Origin of the sequence: Lentzea aerocolonigenes, from assembly GCF_000974445.1 — a bacterium.
Taxonomy (GTDB): Bacteria; Actinomycetota; Actinomycetes; order Mycobacteriales; family Pseudonocardiaceae; genus Lentzea; species Lentzea aerocolonigenes.
Window position 1 is genome coordinate 56408 of record NZ_BBOJ01000033.1, and the last position, 22062, is coordinate 78469.

The window sequence follows — 22062 nt, forward strand, 5'->3', positions numbered from 1 at the left end:
CGACCTGAGGTACACCTCCGATCTTTGGTTGCCGCCGCCGCGGACCTGAAAGGTGTTCTGTGGATCTGTCGCGGCGCGGACTGCTCGGTGGGGTTGTGGCTGGGGCGGCGCTCACGGCGTTGCCGGTGACCAGTGCGAACGCGGGCCCGGACGGCACGGCGAGGATCGACTGGGAGAGGTTCCTCGGCGAGCAGGACCTGGTCTGGCAACGGATTCCTCGTGCCTGGTACGAAGGCCCGTTCCTGGGCAACGGTTTCCTCGCCACCGCGGTCTACCGCGAGCCGGGGGCGAACGCGGTCCGGTTCACCGTCGACCACGCGGAGGTGCAGGACCACCGGCCCCAGTTCGGCAACGAGTGGGGTGTGGCGCGGCTGCCGGTCGGCCGCCTGCTGCTGACCCCGGTCGGCAAACTCACCGGCGTCGACCTGCGGCTCGACCTCTGGAACGCCGAGCTGCGCGGAAGGATCATCACCGACCGGGGCGAGCTCGCGATCAGGGCGTTCGTGCACGCCGAGAAGTCGTTGCTGCACCTGGAAGTTCGTCCAACCACCGGCGAAGCGGCGTTCAAGCTGGAGTTCCGGGCGCTCGACGCGGTCAGCCCGCGCACGATCCGTGAACCACCGCCCGCCGCGTTGCAGCCCAACCCCAAACCCGTCACCCGTACCGAGGAGGGGATCACGCTCGTCACCCAGGAGATGGTCGCGGGCGGCCAGACCGCCACGGCACACCGGACGCGAAAGTCCCACGGCCGCACCGAGTTCCTGCTGTCGGTCGACCACTCGTTCCCGGACCGCACCGCGGAGGCGACGGTCAAGGACACGATCGCCAAGGCTTCCCCAGCGCTGCGGTCCGAGCACCAGCGGTGGTGGCACCGCTTCTACCGCAAGAGTTTCGTGTCCGTGCCGGACGCGTTGATGCAGAGCTTCTACTGGATCCAGCTGTACAAACTCGCGTCCGGCGCACGGGCGGAAGCGCCGATCATGCCCACCACCGGGCCGTGGCTGGAGCCGACACCGTGGCCGTCGGTGTGGTTCAACCTCAACGCACAGCTCGAATACTGGCCCGTGCACGCGTCGAACCACCTCGAACTGGACCCGATCCCACGCACGATCTCGCAGAACCAGCAGATCCTCGTCGACGCGTTGCGGCCCGAGTTCCGGGCGGACTCGATGGGGTTGCGGCGCAGCACAGATCCGACGTTCCAGGACGCCGGGTTCGTCGGCTCGCCGCTGCACCCCTCTCCGGATCCGGAGATCGGGAACCTGCCGTGGCTGCTGCACAACGCGTGGCTGAGCTACCGGCACACCATGGACGAACGGATCCTGCGCGACACCGTCTTCCCGGTGCTGCGCCGGTCCACCAACTACTACCTGTACTTCCTGCGCAAGGGCAACGACGGCAAGCTGCACCTGCTGCCGACCTACTCGCCCGAGTACGGCGTCGCGCCGGACTGCAACTTCGACCTCGCGCTGCTGCGGTGGTCCTGCCGCACCCTGATCGAGTCGGCGCAGATCCTGAACATCGACGACCCGCTGGCGGCGAGGTGGCGGGAGGTGCTCGACCAGCTCGTCGACCACCCGGTGGACGCGGGCGGGTTCATGATCGGCGCCGGGGTGTCGTTCGCGAAGTCGCACCGGCACTACTCGCACCTGCTCGCGGTGTACCCGTTGCACGAGGTGAACTGGGAGCAGCCCGAAAGCCGCGACCTCATCGAACGGTCGCTGCGGCACTGGCTGAGCTTCGAGGGGTCGTTGCGCGGCTTCACCTTCACGGGCGCCGCCTCGATCGCCGCCCAGATGACCCGCGGTGACGACGCGGTGAGGTACCTGCGCGAGTTCGTGGCCAGGTTCGCCCAGCCCAACACGATGTACTTCGAGGCGGGCCCGGTGATCGAGACTCCCTTGTCCGCCGCGAAGTCGTTGCAGGACATGCTGATCCAGAGCTGGGGCGGGCTGATCAGGATCTTCCCCGCGGTGCCGGCCGCGTGGCGGGACGTCACGATCCACGACACCCGCACCGAGGGCGCGTTCCTGGTCAGCGCGGTCAGGCGGGGCGGCAGGACGCGGTTCGTGCGGGTCCGCAGCGAAGCAGGACAGCCGTGCCGCGTCCGCACGGGCATCGAAGGCCCGCTGACCGTCAGGGGATGCTCCCGGTGGAGCGTGCGGGACGGCGTGGTCGAGCTCGGGCTCGGGCGCGGTCAGGAAGCCCTGATCCACGCGAAGGGCGAACGCGACTTCACCATCGCACCGGTCCGGATCACCGAACCCGCCAGGCGCTGGGGCCTGCCCGCGTTGCCGCCCGGTGGCAGCGCGGTGCCCGTGGACCTCAGCGCCGCGCTCGACAACGACGGCCTGTCCAACGAGTTCACCAGCCGTGACGGCGACTTCGACGGCCTGGGCAACACCTATCCGGCCGCCCAGCTGCCGCAGACCGGTTCGGTCACCGACGACGGGGTTCTCTTCGAGTTCCACAACGGTGACGAGGCGAGCAAGAACAACGTCGTCGCGGGCGGCCAGACGATCGCCGTCCCGGCCGGCAGGTACGTGAAGCTGCACCTGCTCGCCGCCGCCGACACCGGCAACGTCGAGGCGGACGGCGCGCTGGGGTACGCCGACGGCCCGGTCCCGGTGAGGTTCCGGGTGACGGCGTGGCAGCAGCGGCCGCAGTTCAGTGAGTCGGAACCCGTTGCCACGACGTTGATGCACACTCCCGCCGGTCCGGTCGCCAAGCAGGTGTCGATCTTCCACCAGGTGGTCGACCTGGACGCCGCGAAGGAGCTCTCCGCCGTCACCTTGCCCAGGACGGGCGGGCCGCGCCTGCACGTCTTCGCGATCACCTTGGAGAAGCCGAAGTGAGATCACTGCTCACCGCGCTGGCGCTCGTCGCAGCGTCCGTGGTCGTACCCGCGTCACCCGCCACCGCCGCAGACCCGGAGCTGGCGCTCACCCCGCCGATGGGCTTCAACAACTGGAACACCACTGGCTGCGACATCAACGAGCAGATGATCCGCGACATGGCGGACATCTTCGTGAGCAAGGGGCTCAAGGACGCGGGATACTCCTACGTCAACGTCGACGACTGCTGGGCCGACGCCACGCGCGACCCGGCCACGGGACGGCTGCGCAACCACCCGACCCGGTTCCCCGGCGGCATGAAGGCACTCGCGGACTACGTGCACGCCCGCGGCCTGAAGTTCGGCATCTACACCAGCGCGGGCACGCAGACGTGCGCCAAGACGATGCCGGGCGCGCTCGACCACGAGGAGATCGACGCGCAGACGTTCGCGGACTGGGGCGTCGACTACCTCAAGTACGACAACTGCAACAACCAGGGCCGTCCCGCTCTGGAGCGCTACACGAAGATGCGGGACGCGCTGAAGAAGACCGGGCGGCCGATCGTCTACTCGATCTGCGAGTGGGGCCAGAACAAGCCGTGGGAGTGGGGCAAGGGCGTCGGCCAGCTCTGGCGCACCACCGGCGACATCAACGACACCTGGTCGAAGACCGTCGAGATCCTCAAGCTGAACGCGCCGCTGGACGCCTACGCCGGACCGGGGCACTGGAACGACCCCGACATGCTGGAGGTCGGCAACGGCCGGCAGACCACCACCGAGTACAAGAGCCACTTCGCGCTGTGGTCGATCATGGCGGCGCCGCTGCTGATCGGCGCGGACCTGCGCAAGATCTCGCAGGAACACCTGGAGATCCTGCGCAACAAGGAGATCATCGCGATCAACCAGGACAAGCTCGGCGTCCAGGGCAAGGTGATCTCCCAGAAGGACGGGCAGTGGGTGTTCGTCAAGCCGTTGGCGAACGGGGACAAGGCGGTGGCGCTGTTCAACGAGTCCGAGGTGAACGCGACCATCTCGACCACGGCCCGTGAGATCGGCCTGCCGCGCAGCATCGGCTACACCGTGCGGGACCTCGACCAGCACCGGAACTTCCAGTCGGCGGGCAAGATCTCGGCCGCGCTGCCTCCACACGGCACCGCGATCTTCCGGGTGAAGGCCTCGCAGGACTGGTACCGGTACGAGCCCGCTCTGGACACCTCGCTGGACATCGCCGCGCAGATTCCCGGCATCCCGAGCACGATCACGCCGGCCGGGGAACCGTTCGTGGCGACCGTGACGGCGACCAACCAGGCGCCGATCCCGGTCCTGAACGCGTCTGTTGCCTTGACTGCGCCGGCGGGGTGGAAGGTCGAGGAACTCTCGTCGGAACGGGCACCAGTTCTGCTGACTTCGCAGTCGGTGCAAGGTAAGTGGCGGGTCACGCCGCCCGCCGGGGTGACTCCGGGTGCGCATGCGTTGAACGGTTCGCTGGGCGTCACGTGGGTGGGTCACGGACGCCTCGCCCGGCCCGTTGGTGCATCTGTGCTGGTGCCGGTTGCGCCGCCGTCCGGGGCTTCTGTGTGGGCCAGTGATGTTGTTTTCACGACCGAGCGCAGCGGCTACGGGCCGGTCGAGCGCGACAGGTCCAACGGCGGCTACGTCGGTGGTGACGGCAAGACGTTGACCATCAACGGCAAGACGTACGAGAAGGGACTCGGCGCGCACGCCAACGCCGAGCTGATCCTCTACGTCGGCGGGCGCTGCACCTCGTTCTCGTCCGACGTCGGCATCGACGACGAACGCGACGTGAACCAGCAGGGTTCGGCGATCTTCGAGGTCTGGGCGGACGGCACGAAGGTCGCCGACAGCGGGCTGCGCACGTGGCAGGACGACGCGGTGTCGCTGACGGGTTCGTTGACCGGCGCCAAGTTCCTGCGCCTGGTCGTCAACGACAGCGGTGACGGCGTCAGGTACGACCGCGGAGACTTCGCCGGCGCGAAGCTGACCTGCTGAGTGCGACCGCGGTGACGACGGCGACGAGCGCGCCCGTGGACAGGATCTGGACGCGGGCCTGCTCGTCGCTCAGCATCAGCAGGATGATCGCGACGATGGCCGTCAGGGTGAGCCAGGACAGGTACGGGTAGCCCCACATCGGGACCGCCGGGTTGTTCATGGTGCGGCGCAGGCGGATCTGGGAGATCGCGATGAACCCCCACACGACCAGGATGACCGAGCCGACGGCGTTGAGCAGCACGAGGAAGACCGTGTCCGGCCACAGGTAGTTGAGGACCACGGAGAAGAACCCGAACGCGGCCGACGCGAGCACGGCGTTGCGCGGGACGCCGTTCGTCTTGTCCAGCAGGGCTTTCGGTGCCTCGCCGCGTTCGGCGAGGGAGCAGAGCACGCGGGCGGCGGCGTAGAGGGTGGCGTTGATGGCGCTGAGCAGTGCCACGAAGATGACGACGTTCATGATCTGCCCGGCCGCGGGGATGCCGAGACGGTCGAGGACCGCGACGTACGGGCTGGTGCCGACCCGGGAGTCGTTCCAGGGCAACAGGGTCACGACCACGGCCATCGAACCGAGGTAGAAGACGAGCAGGCGCGTGATGGAGGTGCGGACTGCCTTCTTGATGGCCTGCTTCGGGTCCTCGGCGTCGGCTGCGGCGATGGTGACCACTTCGAGGCCGCCGAACGCGAACACCACCGTCATGAAGCCCGCCAGCACTCCGGACCAGCCGTTGGGGAGGAAGTCCTCGAGGTTGGTGATGCCCGGGGATTCGATTCCGGGGAACAGGCCCGCGATCGCTGCCGCGCCCAGTGCCAGGAAGAGGACGATCGCGGCGATTTTGAGGCCGGCGAACCAGAACTCGAACTCGCCGAAGTTGCGGACATTCGCGAGGTTCACCGCGGTGAGGGTCGACATGAAGACCAGGACCCAGGTCCATTGCGGGACTGCCGGGATCCAGGCTGCCGCGATTTTGGCTGCCGCGGTGGCTTCTACTGCCAGGACCACGCCTACTGCCGACCAGTAGAGCCAACCCACTGTGAAACCCGCCCACGGGCCGATCGCCTTTTCGGCGTGCACTGAGAAGGCGCCGCCGCTCGGGTGTTCGGCTGCCATTTCGCCGAGCATGCGCATGATGAGGAGGGCCAGGAGACCGGCTGCCGTGAAGGAGATCAGGACTGCTGGGCCTGCGAGGGCTATACCTGCGCCTGTTCCTACGAAGAGACCGGCGCCGATCACGCCGCCCAGAGCGATCATGGTGACGTGTCGGGGGTGTAGATGGGTCACGCGCTCCAGCCTCGTTCCAGTGTGCCTGTGGCCGGCCGATAGTGAGTTGATGGCGGCGGGGAGTCAAATCGTGTGATCGTCGTTACATCGCACGGAAATGTGAGGGTGAGATCGATGAGCTCGCCTGAGGGAGTACTGCCGCGGCCTGACACGTTCTCGGATGCGCTCGAGTGTTACTCGAACTGGGGCTGGCTCGTCCTGCGGTCGGAGAACCGGTTGTTGTTGACGACCGACCACCAGGTGTCTGTTGTGGAGATGCCTGGGGCGGTTGGTGAGGAAGTTCATCGCTATCTCGGCTTGCGGATGCTCGGTGGGCCTGTGGTGGTGCTGCCCGGGGGATCACCGCGGTGGCTTTTCCTCACGTCTTCTGCTGATGAAGCGTCGCAGGTGAATCTTGTTCGGTTGCGGGCTCGGGGGGCGTTGACGCATCGGTTGGGGACGTTGGTGCCGTTGCCGCCTTCGCGTGTGGGTGGTGGGGTGGTCGGGTGGTTGGGGGATGTGCCTGTGGGTCGACCGTTTTTGCCGCCGTTTTCGGCTGTGGTGGCGGCTTTGAGGGCGGTTACTGAGGTTTGATGGTTGCGCCGGTTTCGGTGGGTCGTCGTCCCCCTGGTGCGTCGGTGTCTGTTTCGGGTCCGTGGGTTGGTTGCGTCGCCGTGTCGGGTTCGTGGGTTGGTTGCATCGCCGTGTCGGGTTCCTGTTTCGGGCTGGCGGTGGTTGCGTCGCCGTGTCGCGTTCCTGTTTCAAGCTGGGGGCTCTGCCCTTACCCCGCCAATCTGATCAAAGACCGGCCAGCGCCATGCGCGGGTTGATGGCACGCCTGGTGCTTTGGGCGGCTGCGCGTTGCGTAGGGCGTGGGGTTCGGGCGGGTTGGTCCCGTCCCAAGTCGAGCCAGAGCGAGTCACACCCGAGGGGAGAGGTCAAGTCGCGAAAAGCGTGCGACTTGACCTCTCCCCTCGGGCGCGACAAGAGCTGTGGCACGACTCGTGACGGGACCAACCCACCGAAACCCCACGCTAAGAGCTGGCTCGGCTGCGCCATCGCGTCGCCTCGCCTTCGGCCTCGGCTTGAGCCGCCTTGCCTTCGGCCTCGGCTTGAGCCGCCTTGCCTTCGGCCTCGGCTTGAGCCGCCTTGCCTTCGGCCTCGGCTTGAGCCGCCTTGCCTTCGGCCTCGGCTTGAGCCGCCTTGCCTTCGGCCTCGGCTTGAGCCGCCTTGCCTTCGGCCTCGGCTTGAGCCGCCTTGCCTTCGGCCTCGGCTTGAGCCGCCTTGCCTTCGGCCTCGGCTTGAGCCGCCTTGCCTTCGGCCTCGGCTTGAGCCGCCTTGCCTTCGGCCTCGGCTTGAGCCGCCTTGCCTTCGGCCTCGGCTTGAGCCGCCTTGCCTTCGGCCTCGGCTTGAGCCGCCTTGCCTTCGGCCTCGGCTTGAGCCGCCTTGCCTTCGGCCTCGGGCTTGAGCTCGCCTCGCCTTCGGCGTCGGCCTCGGGCTTGGGTTCGCCCCGCCTCACCGTGTGCCGCGACCCTGGCGCGAGGTGCCTTGTCCGCCTTCGGCTTCGTCCTCCCTCCAACAAACGATTTCATCGGCGCCCGCGGGGCGTGTGGGCGATCAGGCGGAGTTATGGGGCGGACCTATGAACCCATTCGGTAACCGGTGGCTCGCCCGGTTGCGGTGGAAATTCACTCCACAGGACGGTGGCGAAGCTCTAGGTTTGTGAGGTCAGCCACGTCACGGAAGGAGCGGACCATGGACCGCCACGACATTCTCGCCGACGAGGATGGGTACGTTCGCGGTTACGACTAGGGCTTGCCTGCTCGTGCCAGTTGTTCGTTCATGATGAGAAATGCGCCCAGGCCGTGGAAGTCGTTCGTGTTTCGCGGGCGGGCGTAGTAGTAGTCCGCGTCGCCTACGTTGGTGCCTTCGGAGATGTCCTTGATGTTGGTCAGGCCGTCTGAGCCGATCGACGCCTTGGCCAGGACTCCCTGGTAGCCCTTCGCCGCCGCGGGTTGGTAGGACGCGTCGATGTAGCCGCGCTCTACTGCCCGGGAGAGCATGAAGGTGTACATCGACGAGGCTGAGGTTTCGGTCCAGTTCTTGGGATTCGCGCACTTGTCGACGATCTGGCACCAGCGGCCTGTTGCCTGGTCCTGGTAGCGGGTGTAGCCGGTGGCCAGGTGTTGGACGATCGCGATCAGGTCTGGCCTGCCCGGGTGGTTGCTCGGCAGGAGTTCCAGCAGGTCCACGGCTGTCATGCCGAACCAGCCGATGGCGCGGGCCCAGTGTTCTGCCGAGTGCTTGCCCGGGTTCTTGGCCCAGGATTCCGAGCCGTCGGCGTCGTAGGCGTGCCAGAGGAGGCCGTCGTCTGATTTCAGGTGGGTGAAGTAGGCCTTCATGTTGCGTACGGCTTCGTCGTAGCCGTAGGGCTGGTTGTAGGCCTTGGCGTACATGGCGATGAAGGGCTGCGCCATGTAGACGCCGTCTGCCCAGAGTTGGCCCACCTTGCTGGTGGCGTGGAACATGCCACCGTCTGAGGTGCGCGGGTAGGAGTTGAAGCGGGCCCGGAGCTTGTCCGCCGCCTTCTTGTACTTCGCCTGGCCCGTTTCCTGGTGCAGGAGGATGAAGAGGGTGGCGGAGCGCATCGAGTCGAGGTTGTTGAAGCTGTTGTCGATGCTGCCGTCCGACTTGACGAAGCGGTCCACCCAGGCCTTGATGTAGTCGAGGTACTTCTTCTCGCCTGTGCGCTTGTAGACGAGGTACTGGCCGTAGAGGTAGAGGCCTCGGGTGTAGCCCCAGCCGCCGAGTTTGTCGGGGGTGAAGCGTTTCATGGTCGAGTCGACCACGGCTCTCGACCAGTCGGCCGGGGGTGGGGCGGCGGTCGCGGTGGCCGGGGCTATCAGCGTCAGGGAGATGGCGATGATGCCGAGGAAGCGTGCTGTCCTCATCACGTGCTCCTCCATAGTGCCTTGGGCGGCGGAGGCAGGACGAGCATTCCGTGTGGTCTGGACCTCTGTCAAGATAACATCGGATGTTTCTGGGTGCTTGCGCGGATCACGAGCTTTGTCGGGAGTTCTCGCGACTCCGGCTGGGTGCCGTCGAGGCGGGCGGCCAGGAGGTCCACGGCCACTTTGCCGGCCTCTTCTGTCGGCATGGCGACGGTTGTGAGGGCCGGGGAGCACATCGCGGCGTAGATGATGTTGTCGAAGCCCGTCACGCTGATCTGGCCGGGGACCTTGACGTTGTGCGCTGCCAGGTGGCTCAGGACGCCCAGGGCCATGAGGTCGTTGTAGGCGATGAACGCCGTTGCGCCGGTTTTCAGGGCCTCTTGGGCGGCGGTGAGGCCGCCGGTGAAGTTCGGTTCGAACGGGCCCAGCATCGGGGCGCGGTCGCGGAGGCCCTGGAGTCTGCGCTTGTGCGACCACGCTGTCGCTGGGCCGCCCAGGTAGACGTAGTCCTTGTGGCCCAAGGACTCCAGGTGCGTGATGAGCTGGTCCATGCCGGAGCCGCTGTCCATCAGGACGGACGAGACGCCGGGCACCGTGCGGTTGATGAGGACCAGTGGGGTGAGGTCCGCCAGTTCGGCGATCACCTCGTCGGACTGGAGCGGGGAGCACAGGACCACGCCGTCGACCTGGGCCGCCATCGTGCGGACCAGTTCCGCTTCGGTTTCCGGGCCTTCCCTGCTGTCGCAGAAGAAGACCGAGGTGCCCGCCTCGCCCGCCCGTGCCTGCACGCCGCGCAGGACTGCCGGGTAGAAGGGGTTTTCGAGGTCGGGCACCACGATGCCGAGGTTGCCGGTGCGGCCGGTGATCAGGCTTCTCGCGGCTCGGTTCGGCTGGTAGCCGAGGCCTGCCACGACGTCCAGCACGCGTTGTCTGGTCGTCTCCTTCACCAGGCCCGGCGCGCTCAGCGCGCGCGAGACCGTGGAGACGGAGACCTGAGCCTGGCGAGCGACATCCCTGATGGTGACGGCCACTCGTGAATCATCTCAGCCCAGGTCCGCCCTGACCCATTCATCGGAGGAGTGGGCTCACAGCTCCAAGCCGGTCAGCACCAGCACGCGCTGTTCGGTGAGGTCGTCCATGGCCGCGCGCAGGCCCTCGCGGCCGATGCCGGACTCCTTCACGCCGCCGTACGGCATCTGGTCCGCGCGGTAGCTCGGCACGTCGCCGACGATCACGCCGCCCACCTGGAGCCGTTGCGCGGCACGGAAAGCCAGTCGCACGTCGGTGGTGAACAGACCCGCCTGCAGGCCGTACTTCGAGGCGTTGACGCGGTCGAAGGCCTCCTCGACGCTGTCCACCCGCGTGAGGGTGACGACGGGGCCGAACACCTCCTCGGCGTTCACCTTCGCGTCCTCCGGGACGTCGGTCAGCACGGTCGGCGCGTAGGTGAGGCCGTCGCGGGTGCCTCCGGTCAGCACGGTCGCGGACGACTCGCTGACCCACGCCTCGACGCGGGCCGCGGCGGCGTCGTTGATCAGCGGGCCGACGTCGCCTGCCACGTCGAGCTTGTTCACGTGCTGCACCACGGCTTCCGCGACGGCGTCGTACACGTCGGTGTGGACGTAGACGCGCTGCACCGAGATGCACGACTGGCCCGCCTGGTACATCGCGAACGTGGCGATGCGCTGTGCGGCGAACTCGACGTCCTGCCAGTCCGGGGCGACGATCGCGGCCGCGTTGCCGCCGAGCTCCAGCGTGACGTGCTTGCGCGGCACGCGTTCCTTGATGCCCCAGCCGACCGGGCCGGAGCCGGTGAACGAGACCACCGGCAGGCGCGGGTCCTCGACGAGCTTCGCGGTGTCCTCATTGGACAGGTGCAGCACCGCCCACGCGCCCTCGGGAAGGTCCGTCTCGGCCAGCAGCTCGCCGAGCAGGAACGCGGCCTTCGGGGTGGCGGGCGCGGGCTTCAGCACGATCGGCGCGCCGACCGCGAGAGCGGGAGCGACCTTGTGCGCCACCAGGTTCAGCGGGAAGTTGAACGGCGCGATGCCCAGCACGGGTCCGCGTGACACCCGGCGCACCAGGGCGAGACGGCCCTCGGCGGACGGGTCGGTGTCGAGGCGCTGCAGTTCGCCGGAGAACCGGCGGGCCTCCTCGGCGGCCCAGCGGAACGTGGAGATCGCGCGGGTGACCTCGACGCGCGCCCACTTCAGCGGCTTGCCCGAGTCGTCGTTGATGGCCTGCGCGAACTCCTCGGCACGCTCGGCCAGGCGGCGCGACACGTGGTCCAGCGCGGCGGCACGGCGGTGTGCGGGCAGGGCGGCGAGTTCCGGGGCGACGGCGTGGGCCTTGGCGACGGCGTTCTCGACGTCTTCGGTGGTGTGGAAAGCAATCATGCGAGCAGAGCTCCTTCGAGCACGTCGAGGCCTTCGGCGAGCAGGTCGTCCGGGATGACCAGCGGGGGCAGCAGACGGATGACGTTGCCGTAGGTACCGCACGTCAGCACGACGACACCCTGATCGTGGCACGCCTTGGCGACGCGGGCGGCGACTTCGGGCGTGCGTTCGGTGAACTCGATCGCGAGCATCGCGCCGCGGCCGCGGATCTCCGCGATGATGTCGGTCTTCTCGGCGACGGCCTTGAGCCGGCCGACGACGGTCTCCTCGATGTGACGGGCACGAGCGTTCAAGTCGCGCTCGCGCATCGTGCGGATGGCGCCCAACGCGGCAGCACACGCCACGGGGTTGCCGCCGTAGGTGCCACCCAACCCACCGACGTGCACGGCGTCCATGATCTCGGCGCGGCCCGTGACGGCGGCGAGCGGCAGGCCGCCCGCGATGCCCTTGGCCGTCGTGATCAGGTCCGGCACGACGTTCTCGTGGTCGGAGGCGAACCACGAACCGGTGCGGCAGAAGCCGGTCTGGATCTCGTCGGCGACGAACAGCACGCCGCGCTCGCGGCACCACCGCGCGATCGCGGGCAGGAAGCCGGGGGCGGGCGCGATGAACCCGCCCTCGCCCTGGATCGGCTCGATCACGACCGCGGCGGTGTTGTCGCCGCCGACCTGCTTCTCGATAGCGGCGATCGCGTTGCGAGCAGCCTCGGCGCCGGTGAGGCCGTCGTGCAACGGGTAGGACGCCGCCACGCGGTACACCTCGGGCGCGAACGGCCCGAACCTGTGCTTGTACGGCATGTTCTTGGCGGTCAACGCCATCGTGAGGTTCGTGCGGCCGTGGTAGCCGTGGTCGAACACCACGACGGCCTGCCTGCCGGTGACGTGCCGGGCGATCTTGACCGCGTTCTCGACGGCCTCAGCGCCGGAGTTGAACAGCACCGAGCGCTTCTCGTGGTCGCCGGGGGTGAGCTGGTTCAGCTCCTCGCAGACCTCGAGGTAGCCCTCGTACGGCGTGATCATGAAGCAGGTGTGGCTGAACCTGTCGATCTGCGCGTGCACCGCCTCCGCCACGGCGGGGGCAGGGTTGCCGACGTTCGTGACGGCGATGCCGGAGCCGAGGTCGATGAGCTGGTTGCCGTCGACGTCGACCAGCAGGCCGTCGTCGGCGGAGTCGATGTACACGGGCAGCGTGCTGCCGACTCCCGCGGCGACGGCGGCCTTGCGCCGCGCCTGGAGTTCCAGCGATTTCGGGCCGGGGATCGCCGTTCGCAGTCGGGTCATGTGCTCAGCATGACCCTGGTCAACGCCCTGCGCAGTGTCTGAAATGGCGATCTGTGGTGCTTTGGTTGTACAAAGTGGCGCATGCCCATCACGCTGCACGAACTGGCGCGGACACTGGCCCTGCCGGTGCTGGCGGGAGAGGTGTCGAAGCCCGTCGGATGGGTGCACGGCACCGAGCTCGCGGACCCGACGCCGTTCCTGGAAGGCGGCGAGCTGCTGCTGACCACCGGTCTGAGGCCGCTGGACGACGACTACGTCGAACGGTTGGTGCGCGCCGGCGTGGTCGGGCTCGGCTTCGGCACCGGGCTGGGCCACGACGTCGTGCCGTCCACGTTGGTGCAGGCTGCGGAGAAGACCGGGCTCGGGTTGGTCGAGGTGCCGCGGGACGTGCCGTTCATCGCGATCAGCAAGGCGGTGTCGAAGGCCCTCGCCGCGGACGAGTACGCCGCGCTCACCAGGACCAGCGAAGCGCAGCGCGCACTCACCCGAGCCGCGGTCAGGTCGGGTGTCGGGGGAGTCGTGCGCAGGCTCGGCCAGTGGATCGACGGCTGGGTGGTGCTCCTCGACGCGTCCGGCAAACCCGTCCACGCCCACAACCCGCGCCTGGTTCCGGACCTGACGGCCGAGCTCGCCCGGTTGAAGACCGCGGGCGGTCTGGGCAGCGTCGCGTTCGAGCTCGACGGTGTGCACGTGTTCCTGCAGGTCCTCGGCAGCCGCGCCCGAGGTGTCCTGGCGGTCGGAACCTCGAAGCCCGATCCTGGCATCGTCAACACCGCCGCGTCGCTGCTGGTTCTCGCGCTCGCCCAGAACGACGAAGCCACGGCGCGGGAACTGCGCACGTGCCAGTTCCGGTTGTTGCTGGCGGGTCTTCCGGTCGACGGCCTGCCCGAGCGGTTCCGGGTGTTCCTCGCCGACTCGCCGCCGGACGACGTCTTCTGGGCCGAGCACGAGGGCAGGATCGTGGTGCTGGCTCAGGAGTCCGAGGGCTTCGCATCGTCCGAAGTGGACATTAGTCAGGTCGCGCGGGGTTACCGCGAGGCCCAGCAGGCGCGGGCGGCGGGCATCCGGAAGTTCGAGGACTTCGCCGGACACCTGCCGCTGCCGGACGGGTTCGCGGACGCGCTGCTGCGGCCGCTCGACACCGAAACCAGGGAGACGCTGCGGGTCTGGCTGGCCCACCACGGCGCCTGGGACCCGGCGTCGGCCGAGCTGGGCGTGCACCGGCACACCCTGCGCAACCGCGTGCGCAAGGCCGAGCAGGCCCTGAACCGGTCGCTCGACTCGCCCGGCCTGCGCGCGGAACTGTGGCTAGCCCTCCACCGCGAAGGTGAGTGAGGCGGTGTAACCGGATCCGACGTTGCCGGACATCGTCGCCATCTGGTGGTCGACACCGTCGCGGAACACCATGTCCTGCTTCAGCGACGTCCGCGCCATGTTCTGCACGCTCTGCGTGTACCCGGTCGTGCCGTAGACCTCCTTGCACGTGGTCTCCGGCAAGGCGAGCTGCGAGGTCGTGATCTTGTTGCCCGCCTTGGTGGCCTCGGCGAGGCTCGGGTAGACCTCGAAGTGGATGTGCGGCCAGCGGCCCGAGTACGCGCCGGGGAAGACGCTGATGAACTTCAGCTTGCCGGACGAGTCGGCTTCCTGGACGCCGCGCAGGAAGTTCTCGTTCTTCACTCGGTTCGAGTACATCGAGTAGTCGCCGTTGATGTCGCAGTGCCACAGGTAGACGGCGGCGCCCGCGTACGGCTTTCCGTCCTCCTTCTGGACCGTCAGCTCGATGGTCAGCTGCACACCCTCTGCCGTGCGCGTCGACGAGCCGAAGCTCGACCGGATGTCCTGGCGCACGATGCCGCTCTGGGTGAGGGCGTTCGGGCCGTTGGAGCCGTCGCCGGGGTACGGGCCGGCAGTCTCCTCGGGGATGGCTTCCAGCGGAGAGCCGTCGGCTGCGGACGAGGCTGAGGAAGTGGTCGTCGTGGTCGAGCTCCCGGTGGTCGTCGTCGACGGAGCGCAGGCCACGAGGGTGAGGCCTGCGCCGCCGAGCAGCGACAACGCCCGCCTGCGCCCGATCAGCGTGGCGAGGTCGAACTGGAGGCCGCGGTCGTGGTTGTCCGTCATGGGGACCAGATTGAGGCCGGTTCCTGTGAGGTGCCTGTGCGGCGCCTGTCAGCAAGCTAGCTGCCTGTGTCGAAGTTCGAGCCGCGAGAGCCGGGCCCGAGGCGGCCCTGGCGGGACGACCCACATGCAACACCGGTGTGTGGCCCTGGCGGCACGGCTCACACACAACACCGGTATGCGGGCCGTCCTGGCGCACCAGGAACCACCTCAAGCCCGGCTCTCATCGGCCTGGACTTCGACCCGGACTTCGATACAGCCCCCCGCGCAAAGCAGATGTTGTGAACATTCGGATGTTCTGAGTATTTTGATGCCATGGCAACTCGGCACCTCTACGTGGTGCGGCACGGTGCGGCGGATCCGTTCGGCGAGCTGACCGAGACCGGGCAACGGCAGGCGGAACTGCTCGGGCAGCGCCTGAAGGGATTGCCGATCGACGCGGTGTGGCATTCGCCGCTGGCCAGGGCGGTGCGGTCCGCGGAGATCATCGGCAGGTGCCTGCCGGGCGTCGCGGTGGGGGAGGCGGCCGAGCTCGTCGACCACGTGCCGCACGTGCCGGACGAGATCCCTGCCGCCTGGGCGGGTTTCTTCGACGGGTACGACGCCGAGGAGGCCGCCGCGGGCGCACGTGTCGCCGCGGCGCTGATCGATCGCTTCGCCCGTCCTGCCGACGTCGAGACCCACGAGGTGCTGGTCACCCACGCGTACCCGGTGGCGTGGCTGGTGCGGCACGCTCTGGACGCCCCGCCTGCCCGGTGGCTCGGGCTGAACTGCGGCAACACGGCGCTCACGGTGATCGAGCACCGCACCGGCACAGCTGGGTCGTTGGTGCTGTACAACGACATGGGCCACCTTCCGCCGGACCTGCGCTGGACGGGGTTCGGGCCCGGCGTGCGGCCCTGATCAGCGCCGAAGATCAGCCTCGGAGCACGGCGTGGGCGGCGCTGAGACGGTCGGCGTCAGCGCGTGGTGAACGGTCGCCCGACACGTCGTCCGCCCAGCCCAGCAATCGGTGCAGGTGCGCGTCCGCCGTCGTCGTCACGATCCGGGGGCTGCCGAGGACGACCTCGCCGCTGGTGCCGTCGATCGTGATGAGGGTGCCTTCGTCGAGGGCGAGGCCGGAAACTCCTACGACAGCGGGCTTTCCCATCGCCCTGGCGACGACCGCGGCGTGGCTGGCGGGCCCGCCGCGCGCGGTGAGGATGCCGGTGGCGGCGGCCAGGCCGCGCATGTCGTGCGGTGACGTTTCCGGGCGCACCAGGACGACCGGGCCCTCCACGGCCATGCGGACCGCGGTGTCCGCTGTGGTCGCCACCCGGCCGGTCGCGACACCGGGACACGCCCCGAGTCCTCTCGCCAGCACGTCCTCGCCCGGTGCGATCCGGGGTGTGCGGACGTGCCGGAGGTGGTGCGGTGAGACCCTGAGCAGTGCTTCGCGCCGGTCGAGCACGCCCTCGTCGGCGAGGTCGGTGGCGACGCGCACCGCGGCGGCACCACTGAACCGGCCCGGCCGGACCTGCAGCAGCCACAGCTCACCGGACTCGTAGGTGAACTCGACGTAGCACGCGTCGCGGTAGTGCGCCTCGACTCGGCTCAGTGCGTCGAGCAGGCCGGCCCACACCGCCGGCTCCCGGTCGGCCAACTCCGGCAGGGGCAGGGTCCGCGACCTGCCGGAGACGACGGCCTCGCCCTGGTGTCCGAAGAGGACGTCGCCGAACGGGACGTTCGCGCCGGTGTTGGGATCACGGCTGAACGCGACCCCGGTGCCGCTGTGCTCGTCGCGGTCGCCGAACACCATCCTCTGCACGACGGCGGCCGTGCCGAGCTCGTGCGGGATGTCGTTCAGTTCTCGGTAGGTGCGTGCGCGCGGCGTGTTCCACGACGAGAACACGGCCTCCACCGCCGACAGGGCATCGTCCGCGGACGTGAGTTCCAGGTTGAGGACCGTGTTCATCATGCCCGGCATCGACACAGGTGCCCCGGAGCGAACGGACACCACGTCGAAACCGCCGGTGGCCGTCGCGAGCTCCTCGTCGAGCCCGTGAGGCAGGCGTCCGTCGCGCAGGAACGCGCGGCAGGCCTCCGTGGTGACGACGAACGCCTCAGGCACCGGCAGTCCGAGCCGGTGCAGCACCACCAGGCCGTGAGCCTTGCCTCCCAGCACTTCCGCGGTCTCGTCGACCTCGGCGGAGAGCCGCCGGATCCACCTCATCGAGGAATTCCCAGCGTGGCCAGCAGATCTTCGTGCAGCTCCGCCCAGATGGCGTGGTACGACGAGGTGCTGTCGGCCAGCTCCTCCAGCTTCCCCGCCCTGGTGCGGTCGAGGGCCTCGGTCAGGCGGACGTGGTAGCGGCCGAACCGGGACAACGCCGCGGACAGCTCGGCGCAGACGACCGCGGCACGCCGGTGGAAGTCGGCGAACCGGTCGAGGACGCGAGCGTCGTAGGACGGGTCGCGGTGGTCGTTGGCGATCACGACACCGTCGGCGGGCCGCAGCTGCCACGCCGTGCAGAGGTCGAGCAGTTCCGGGTTCAGCACGAGGAAACCGTCGTACGCCGCGGTGACGGCGGGACGAGCGGCGGCGGACTCCAGCTCGTCGGTGATCCTCTTGACGTCCGCCGCGCGGCCGGCGCCGGTCAGGCTCCACACCCCGAAGTCGGCGTCGCGCGTGGTGAGACCGGCGACGGCGAGGTCGATCAGCTCGGACTCGACGTTCGGCTCGGTGAGACCCGTGGTCGCCGCCAGCCTGGTGAGCCCGGCCGTGCCGACGCAGCGCAGGGCGTGCAGCACCAGCAGATCCGGCCCGCTCACGGCGTGGCCTTCCGGGCACCCGACACCGCGTGGCCGGCACCGCGCCCACCGGAGCGGGCGACGATCACCCCGGCCTGGACGCGCACGGCGACCTCGGTTTCGTCACCGGGATCCGCGACGCCGAGCGCCGAGGCCACCAGCGCGGCGTCGTCGAGCGCCACCCGCACGTGCTGCCAGGTCTCGGGCTCGAACACCCGCCGCAGACAGGCCACGAGGTCGGTGATCCTGAGCCGGACGAGACGGCCGGTCTCGGCGGGGTCACCGGTGACGACCACGATCGTCACCGGTTCGCCCGAGCGGACGGCTTCCTCCGCGGCGCCCAGCCGACCGGCTCCCAGCACCACGACCAGGCCGTCGGTGGTGAGGTCGACCGGCCGGCCGGTGATCTGGTCGACGAGCCCTTCCGGCGCGTTCCAGGTGTCCGCACAGGGCTTCGCCGGGGTGACGAACTCCAGGTGCGGCGGCGCCCAGGTGTCCCCGAACTTGATGCCGGCGAGGTGCACGCACGCGTGGGTGACGTCGAAGGGATCACCGAACCCCGGCGCGATCTCGGCCCGGTGGCTCGCGCCCTCCAGCAGGGTGAGCGCCAGTTCGGCCAGCCGCACCCGGCGTGGTGATGCGCCCGCTTCGAGTGCGATGGCGAGCAGCAGCCCCTCCAGCCGGGCGACTTGTGCGAGCACCTCGCGGGAGTGCTCGTCGTCGAGGACGCCCTCCAACGAGCGCAGTTGCAGGCGCCCGCCCCACGCCGAGCCGCCCAGCGGCAGCCGTTCGAGCCAGACCCTGGCGAAGTTCTCCAGGGCGTCGTCCAGCGACTCGGGCGGCGTCGGAGACTCTCCGCCGACAGACCCGGCCAGGTCGATCAGCACCGCCAGGTACAGGGCGCGTTTGCTCGGGAAGTTGGAGTACACCGCGCCACGGGTCAGCTCGGCCCGTTCCGCGATCCGGTCGACCTTCGCCAGGGCGTAGCCGTGCTCGGTGAACTCCGCCTTCGCCGCCGCCAGCACTGATGCCCGCGTGCGTTCCTGCTGTTGTGCTCGTGTCAGCCGAACCATGAGCATCAGGATACTCATATAATCCGGATGATCTGAAAATCTGAGTTACGTGGAAAGCAGCACGGTGCTGGAGCCGTGTCGGGGATTGAGCTTCAGCACCGTGCCGCCGAACGTGCCAGGCGTTGAGGAGACCACCGCCCAGCCCGTCGCCTTGCCGCGCAGTTCCTCGATGGTCGACGGCTGCACCCGCTTCCCGTCGATGACCACGTGCGTGACGTTCGCCGGCACCATCAGCTGCGACTCGTGAGGCGCACCGGTGAGCCGGACGAGGAGGTGCCTGCCGAACGACTCGGCCTGGAGGTTGCCGAACCGCCCGTCCGCGGTGGGGGAGACCAGCCACCCGGCACGGTCACGGCGGTCCAGGTCGTTGACGTCCCACGGCGTCGCCCAGACGTCCGGTGTGCGGAAGTTGAACGGCATGGCCGCGGACGCCCGCAGGTACAGCGGGAACTCGTCCAAGGTGGTCTCCCTGGTGATGGTCCGTCCTCCGGTCACCCGAGCACCGAAGAACAGGTCGATCCACTCACCGCGCGGCAGCCACACGTCGACCGGGGTCGGCTTCCCCGCCGCGCCGTCAGTCTCGGCGCGGTCCGCGGTCACGGGAGCCGCGAGCAGATCCGGCCCGACCATGAACTGCTGGTCCGCCTTCCACGCCTCGGCGTCGGCGGGATACCGGAACGCCATCGGCTGCGTGATCGGCGTGCCGTCCCGGTGCGCGCGGACCGCCTGCGCGTACAGGTACGGGAACAGCTCGTAGTGCAGCACCGCGGCGCGCTTGAACCGGTCGAACGTCGCCGCGTCGTACACCCACGGCGTCGAGTTGCGGCCCGAACTGCCGACCTGGAACACCGGCGTCACGGCGGACTGCTGCGCCCACCGCACGAACAGCGACTCGGACGGGCCGCCACCGAGGTTGCGGTAGCCCCCGATGTCCGAGCCGTGCACCGGGTGGCCGGAGATCCACGAGTTGATGCCCCGCCGGGTCGTGAGCCGCAGGCCGTCGAAGCTCATGTCCGCGTCGGCCTGCCAGAACCCGTGCAGGAGCCCGGGCATCCCGTCGCCGCCCGCGCGAAACAATGTCGTGTAGTCGTCGCCGTGCACCTTCCGCAGCGTCTTGACCACGGATTCGGCGTACAGCAACGGGTACTGGTTGTGGATCAGCGTGCCCGGCCCGCCCGCGAACGTCGTCTCCTCGAAGTTGTGCTCTTCGCCCCGGTCGCCCTTGACGAAGTTCACGCCCATCCGGAACACGGCTTCGAGCTTCGCCTCGTAGTGAGCGCGCGCCACCGGGTTCGTGAGGTCGATGTCCCAGACGTTGGTGCGGTCGGACTGCGCGAACGAGCCGGCGGGGTAGTCGTGCGGGCACTCCTTGCCGTCCGAGGTCTTGTTCAGGAACGGCGCCACCCACACACCCATGTCCACGCCACGAGAGCGCATCCAGTCGATCGTGCCCTGCGCGTCCGGGTACATCGTCCGGTCGAACTTCAACGCGCCGATGCACGCGTAGGTCGGCCGTGCGCCCACCGGGCCTTGCTCCCACGGGTTGTCCACCCACAAGGTCGACAGAGGGACACCGCGCGCCTGGAACTGCGTGACGTCCTCGACGACCTCGTCGGAGTGGTTGTACTTGTCCCGCCACTTCGTCAGCGCGAACTGCCGGGCAGGCGGCAGGGTGGGTGTGCCGACGCGCTTGAAGTACGCCGAGTTCACCTGCTGCGGCGAACCCGCGTAGACCTCGTAGTCGAGCCGCGAGGTCTTGAAGCACAACTGGATCCGGTCCGGCACGCCGAACGTGACGGGGCAGGGTGCGGGCTTGTCCGCGCAGTGGTCGTCGGCGAGAGCGCCGGGGAACGCCGTCCTGCCGATCGCCTTCGTGTCCGCGTACACGCCGTAGCCCGCGCTGGAGATGAACAACGTCGACGGCGCGCCGTTCTTGTTGCACTTGCCGAAGTTCGACGCTCCGACGAACACGGCCTTGTTCAGCAGCACACGCCGTTGCAGGTCGACGAACATCGTGTGCGCGCCACCGCCGAGGAAGTGCTCCTCCACCGACCCGGTGAGGTTCGCGGAAACCTGGACGACGCCGAGGGAAGGCTCCAGCGTCCACCCGACCCTCAGGCCGCGTTCGGTCCGCGTCACGACGACAGAAGCGCTCCTGGACGTCTCGGTGGTCGCCACGACGTACCGCACGCCGCCCGGAACCCGTTTCTGCGCAACGACCTTCGTCAACGAGTGCTGCGTGCCGTCCGCGAGCCGGTACGACGTCTCGCGCTGGCCGGTCAGCATGCGGCGGCCGTCCTGGAAGTCCAGCGAGAACGGGTCGTTCACCGCCTTCCACGACAGGCCGGATCCCGCGAGAGCGACCGGTGCGCCCGCGGACAGACCAGCGGCGACCAGCAGAAGTGCCAGCAGGTACCTCATGCCGGCACCACCCCGTTGATCGTGGTGTTGCGGAACACCAGGCCGTCGGTGTTCTCGACCAGGTTCGGCTCGGTGATGCCGGTGAACGTCGAGTTGGTGATCCACACGTTTCTGATGTGCTGCTGGGGAAAGCCCCGGAACGTCGCCGCGACCTTGCCGCCGTTGATCCGCATGCGGTCGATCGTCAGGTTCTCGATCCGCGGGAAGAAACCTTTGGTGCCGCCGTTCTGGTAGTACATCGAGACGAACAGGACCTCGCGCTCGACGTTCTGGCCGAAGACGTTGCGCAGGTGCACGCCGTCGATCACGCCGCCGCGGTCGGAGTTCGTCTTGACGTAGAGCGCGTGCTTCACCGGATATCGGCCGGGGTAGTCCGGTGCGTTGATCTCGCAGTCGCGGCAGAAGACCTTCCGCACGCCACCGGACATCTCGCTGCCGATCGTGATCCCGCCCCAGCGTCCGGAGAACTTGCAGCGCTCCACGACGATGTGGGTGGACGGGATGCCGACCCGCCGTCCGTCGGCATCCCGTCCGCTCTTCACCACGACGCAGTCGTCGTTGGTGTTGAACTTGGAGTCGTGCACGTGCGCGTAGGAGGACGAGTCGAGGTCGACGCCGTCGCCCTGCGAGTTCGTCGAGTAGATCTCGATCCGCCGCACGGTGATGTTCTGCGAGAACACGAAGTGCAGCGACCACATGGCGGGATTGCGGATCAGCACGTCCTCGACGAGCAGGTTCCGGCAGCGGAAGAACTGGATCATGTTCGGCCGCATGTTCTTGCCCACGCCCAGGATGCGCTCCTCGACGGGGACGCCGTCCTCGCCCCACTGCCGCAGCAACGCCGTCGAGCCGGCTCCCCAGCTCGCCCACTTGCCGCTGACGGCGTCCCCGTCGAGGGTGCCGCGACCGGTGATCCGGCAGGTAGTCGCCGGGAT

At 68.6% G+C, this 22062-nt stretch carries 16 protein-coding genes; 4 read left to right on the top strand and 12 right to left on the bottom strand.

Annotated features, from left to right (window positions below):
* Positions 1 to 59: 59 nt before the first annotated feature.
* Together AOM45_RS44315 and AOM45_RS44320 are read left to right on the top strand one after the other, a co-directional pair.
* Complete coding sequence (locus tag AOM45_RS44315) at positions 60 to 2855, top strand: glycosyl hydrolase family 95 catalytic domain-containing protein (protein ID WP_030473287.1); 2796 nt, start codon at positions 60 to 62, stop codon at positions 2853 to 2855.
* Positions 2852 to 4843, top strand: a complete 1992-nt coding sequence (locus AOM45_RS44320) for an NPCBM/NEW2 domain-containing protein (protein WP_030473288.1) — start codon at positions 2852 to 2854, stop codon at positions 4841 to 4843. The genes AOM45_RS44315 and AOM45_RS44320 overlap by 4 nt, the downstream gene beginning before the upstream one ends.
* On the opposite strand, the gene AOM45_RS44325 is transcribed toward AOM45_RS44320, so the two are convergent.
* The 6 genes from AOM45_RS44325 to gabT form a co-directional block, all read right to left on the bottom strand.
* Entirely contained in the window at positions 4797 to 6122 is a 1326-nt protein-coding gene (locus AOM45_RS44325) for an amino acid permease (RefSeq protein WP_051784703.1), read from the bottom strand. The genes AOM45_RS44320 and AOM45_RS44325 overlap by 47 nt on opposite strands.
* Before the next feature lie 1013 nt (positions 6123 to 7135).
* On the bottom strand, positions 7136 to 7693 hold the full coding sequence (locus AOM45_RS51525) for a cell envelope integrity TolA family protein (protein ID WP_156249772.1): 558 nt from the start codon (positions 7691 to 7693) through the stop codon (positions 7136 to 7138).
* A gap of 216 nt (positions 7694 to 7909) precedes the next feature.
* Entirely contained in the window at positions 7910 to 9052 is a 1143-nt protein-coding gene (locus AOM45_RS44335; RefSeq protein WP_236704053.1) for a glycoside hydrolase family 88/105 protein, read from the bottom strand.
* A gap of 68 nt (positions 9053 to 9120) precedes the next feature.
* Positions 9121 to 10083 carry a LacI family DNA-binding transcriptional regulator gene (locus tag AOM45_RS44340; RefSeq protein WP_030474018.1) on the bottom strand — a complete coding sequence of 321 codons (963 nt, stop codon included), beginning with the start codon at positions 10081 to 10083 and terminating at the stop codon, positions 9121 to 9123.
* Positions 10084 to 10137: 54 nt separating this feature from the next.
* Entirely contained in the window at positions 10138 to 11550 is a 1413-nt protein-coding gene (locus AOM45_RS44345; RefSeq protein WP_428829548.1) for an aldehyde dehydrogenase family protein, read from the bottom strand.
* A complete protein-coding gene (gene gabT, locus AOM45_RS44350) occupies positions 11445 to 12728 on the bottom strand; it encodes a 4-aminobutyrate--2-oxoglutarate transaminase (RefSeq protein ID WP_030474016.1) in 1284 nt (427 codons plus the stop codon). Before gabT ends, AOM45_RS44345 begins: the two co-directional genes overlap by 106 nt.
* Positions 12729 to 12809: 81 nt before the next feature.
* On the opposite strand from gabT, the gene AOM45_RS44355 reads away from it, so the two are divergent.
* Positions 12810 to 14063 (top strand): PucR family transcriptional regulator, encoded by a 1254-nt coding sequence (locus AOM45_RS44355; RefSeq protein WP_030474015.1) that lies wholly within the window; start codon positions 12810 to 12812, stop codon positions 14061 to 14063.
* On the opposite strand, the gene AOM45_RS44360 is transcribed toward AOM45_RS44355, so the two are convergent.
* Complete coding sequence (locus AOM45_RS44360) at positions 14037 to 14846, bottom strand: dioxygenase family protein (RefSeq protein WP_030474014.1); 810 nt, start codon at positions 14844 to 14846, stop codon at positions 14037 to 14039. The genes AOM45_RS44355 and AOM45_RS44360 overlap by 27 nt on opposite strands.
* A gap of 312 nt (positions 14847 to 15158) precedes the next feature.
* Here AOM45_RS44360 and AOM45_RS44365 point away from each other — a divergent pair, with 312 nt between their 5' ends.
* A complete protein-coding gene (locus AOM45_RS44365; protein ID WP_030474013.1) occupies positions 15159 to 15746 on the top strand; it encodes a histidine phosphatase family protein in 588 nt (195 codons plus the stop codon).
* 13 nt (positions 15747 to 15759) lie between these two features.
* On the opposite strand, the gene AOM45_RS44370 is transcribed toward AOM45_RS44365, so the two are convergent.
* Genes AOM45_RS44370 through AOM45_RS53325 form a run of 5 tightly spaced genes read right to left on the bottom strand, consistent with a single transcriptional unit; the run spans position 15760 to position 21966 of the window.
* Positions 15760 to 17055: a PEP/pyruvate-binding domain-containing protein gene (locus tag AOM45_RS44370; protein ID WP_030474012.1), complete on the bottom strand. Its 1296-nt coding sequence runs from the start codon at positions 17053 to 17055 to the stop codon at positions 15760 to 15762.
* The gene (locus tag AOM45_RS44375; RefSeq protein WP_030474011.1) at positions 17052 to 17654 is read right to left on the bottom strand and encodes a transcriptional regulator; all 603 of its coding nucleotides are present in this window, start codon (positions 17652 to 17654) and stop codon (positions 17052 to 17054) included. The genes AOM45_RS44370 and AOM45_RS44375 overlap by 4 nt, the downstream gene beginning before the upstream one ends.
* Complete coding sequence (locus tag AOM45_RS44380) at positions 17651 to 18706, bottom strand: TetR/AcrR family transcriptional regulator (RefSeq protein WP_030474010.1); 1056 nt, start codon at positions 18704 to 18706, stop codon at positions 17651 to 17653. The genes AOM45_RS44375 and AOM45_RS44380 overlap by 4 nt, the downstream gene beginning before the upstream one ends.
* 45 nt (positions 18707 to 18751) lie before the next feature.
* Positions 18752 to 21127, bottom strand: coding sequence for a TIM-barrel domain-containing protein (locus tag AOM45_RS53320; protein ID WP_030474009.1), 2376 nt, complete (start codon positions 21125 to 21127; stop codon positions 18752 to 18754).
* Complete coding sequence (locus AOM45_RS53325) at positions 21124 to 21966, bottom strand: glycoside hydrolase family 28 protein (protein WP_346004608.1); 843 nt, start codon at positions 21964 to 21966, stop codon at positions 21124 to 21126. The genes AOM45_RS53320 and AOM45_RS53325 overlap by 4 nt, the downstream gene beginning before the upstream one ends.
* Between the last annotated feature and the right edge of the window lie 96 nt (positions 21967 to 22062).

Excerpts from the sequence above, each read along its gene's own strand:
- AOM45_RS44380 (WP_030474010.1), bottom strand. The coding sequence starts at position 18,706 with ATGGTTCGGCTGACACGAGCACAACAGCAGGAACGCACGCGGGCATCA.
- AOM45_RS44335 (WP_236704053.1), bottom strand. The coding sequence starts at position 9,052 with ATGAGGACAGCACGCTTCCTCGGCATCATCGCCATCTCCCTGACGCTG.
- AOM45_RS51525 (WP_156249772.1), bottom strand. The coding sequence starts at position 7,693 with ATGAAATCGTTTGTTGGAGGGAGGACGAAGCCGAAGGCGGACAAGGCA.
- AOM45_RS44370 (WP_030474012.1), bottom strand. The coding sequence starts at position 17,055 with ATGAGGTGGATCCGGCGGCTCTCCGCCGAGGTCGACGAGACCGCGGAA.
- AOM45_RS44365 (WP_030474013.1), top strand. The coding sequence starts at position 15,159 with ATGGCAACTCGGCACCTCTACGTGGTGCGGCACGGTGCGGCGGATCCG.
- AOM45_RS53320 (WP_030474009.1), bottom strand. The coding sequence starts at position 21,127 with ATGAGGTACCTGCTGGCACTTCTGCTGGTCGCCGCTGGTCTGTCCGCG.
- AOM45_RS44355 (WP_030474015.1), top strand. The coding sequence starts at position 12,810 with ATGCCCATCACGCTGCACGAACTGGCGCGGACACTGGCCCTGCCGGTG.
- AOM45_RS44360 (WP_030474014.1), bottom strand. The coding sequence starts at position 14,846 with ATGACGGACAACCACGACCGCGGCCTCCAGTTCGACCTCGCCACGCTG.
- gabT (WP_030474016.1), bottom strand. The coding sequence starts at position 12,728 with ATGACCCGACTGCGAACGGCGATCCCCGGCCCGAAATCGCTGGAACTC.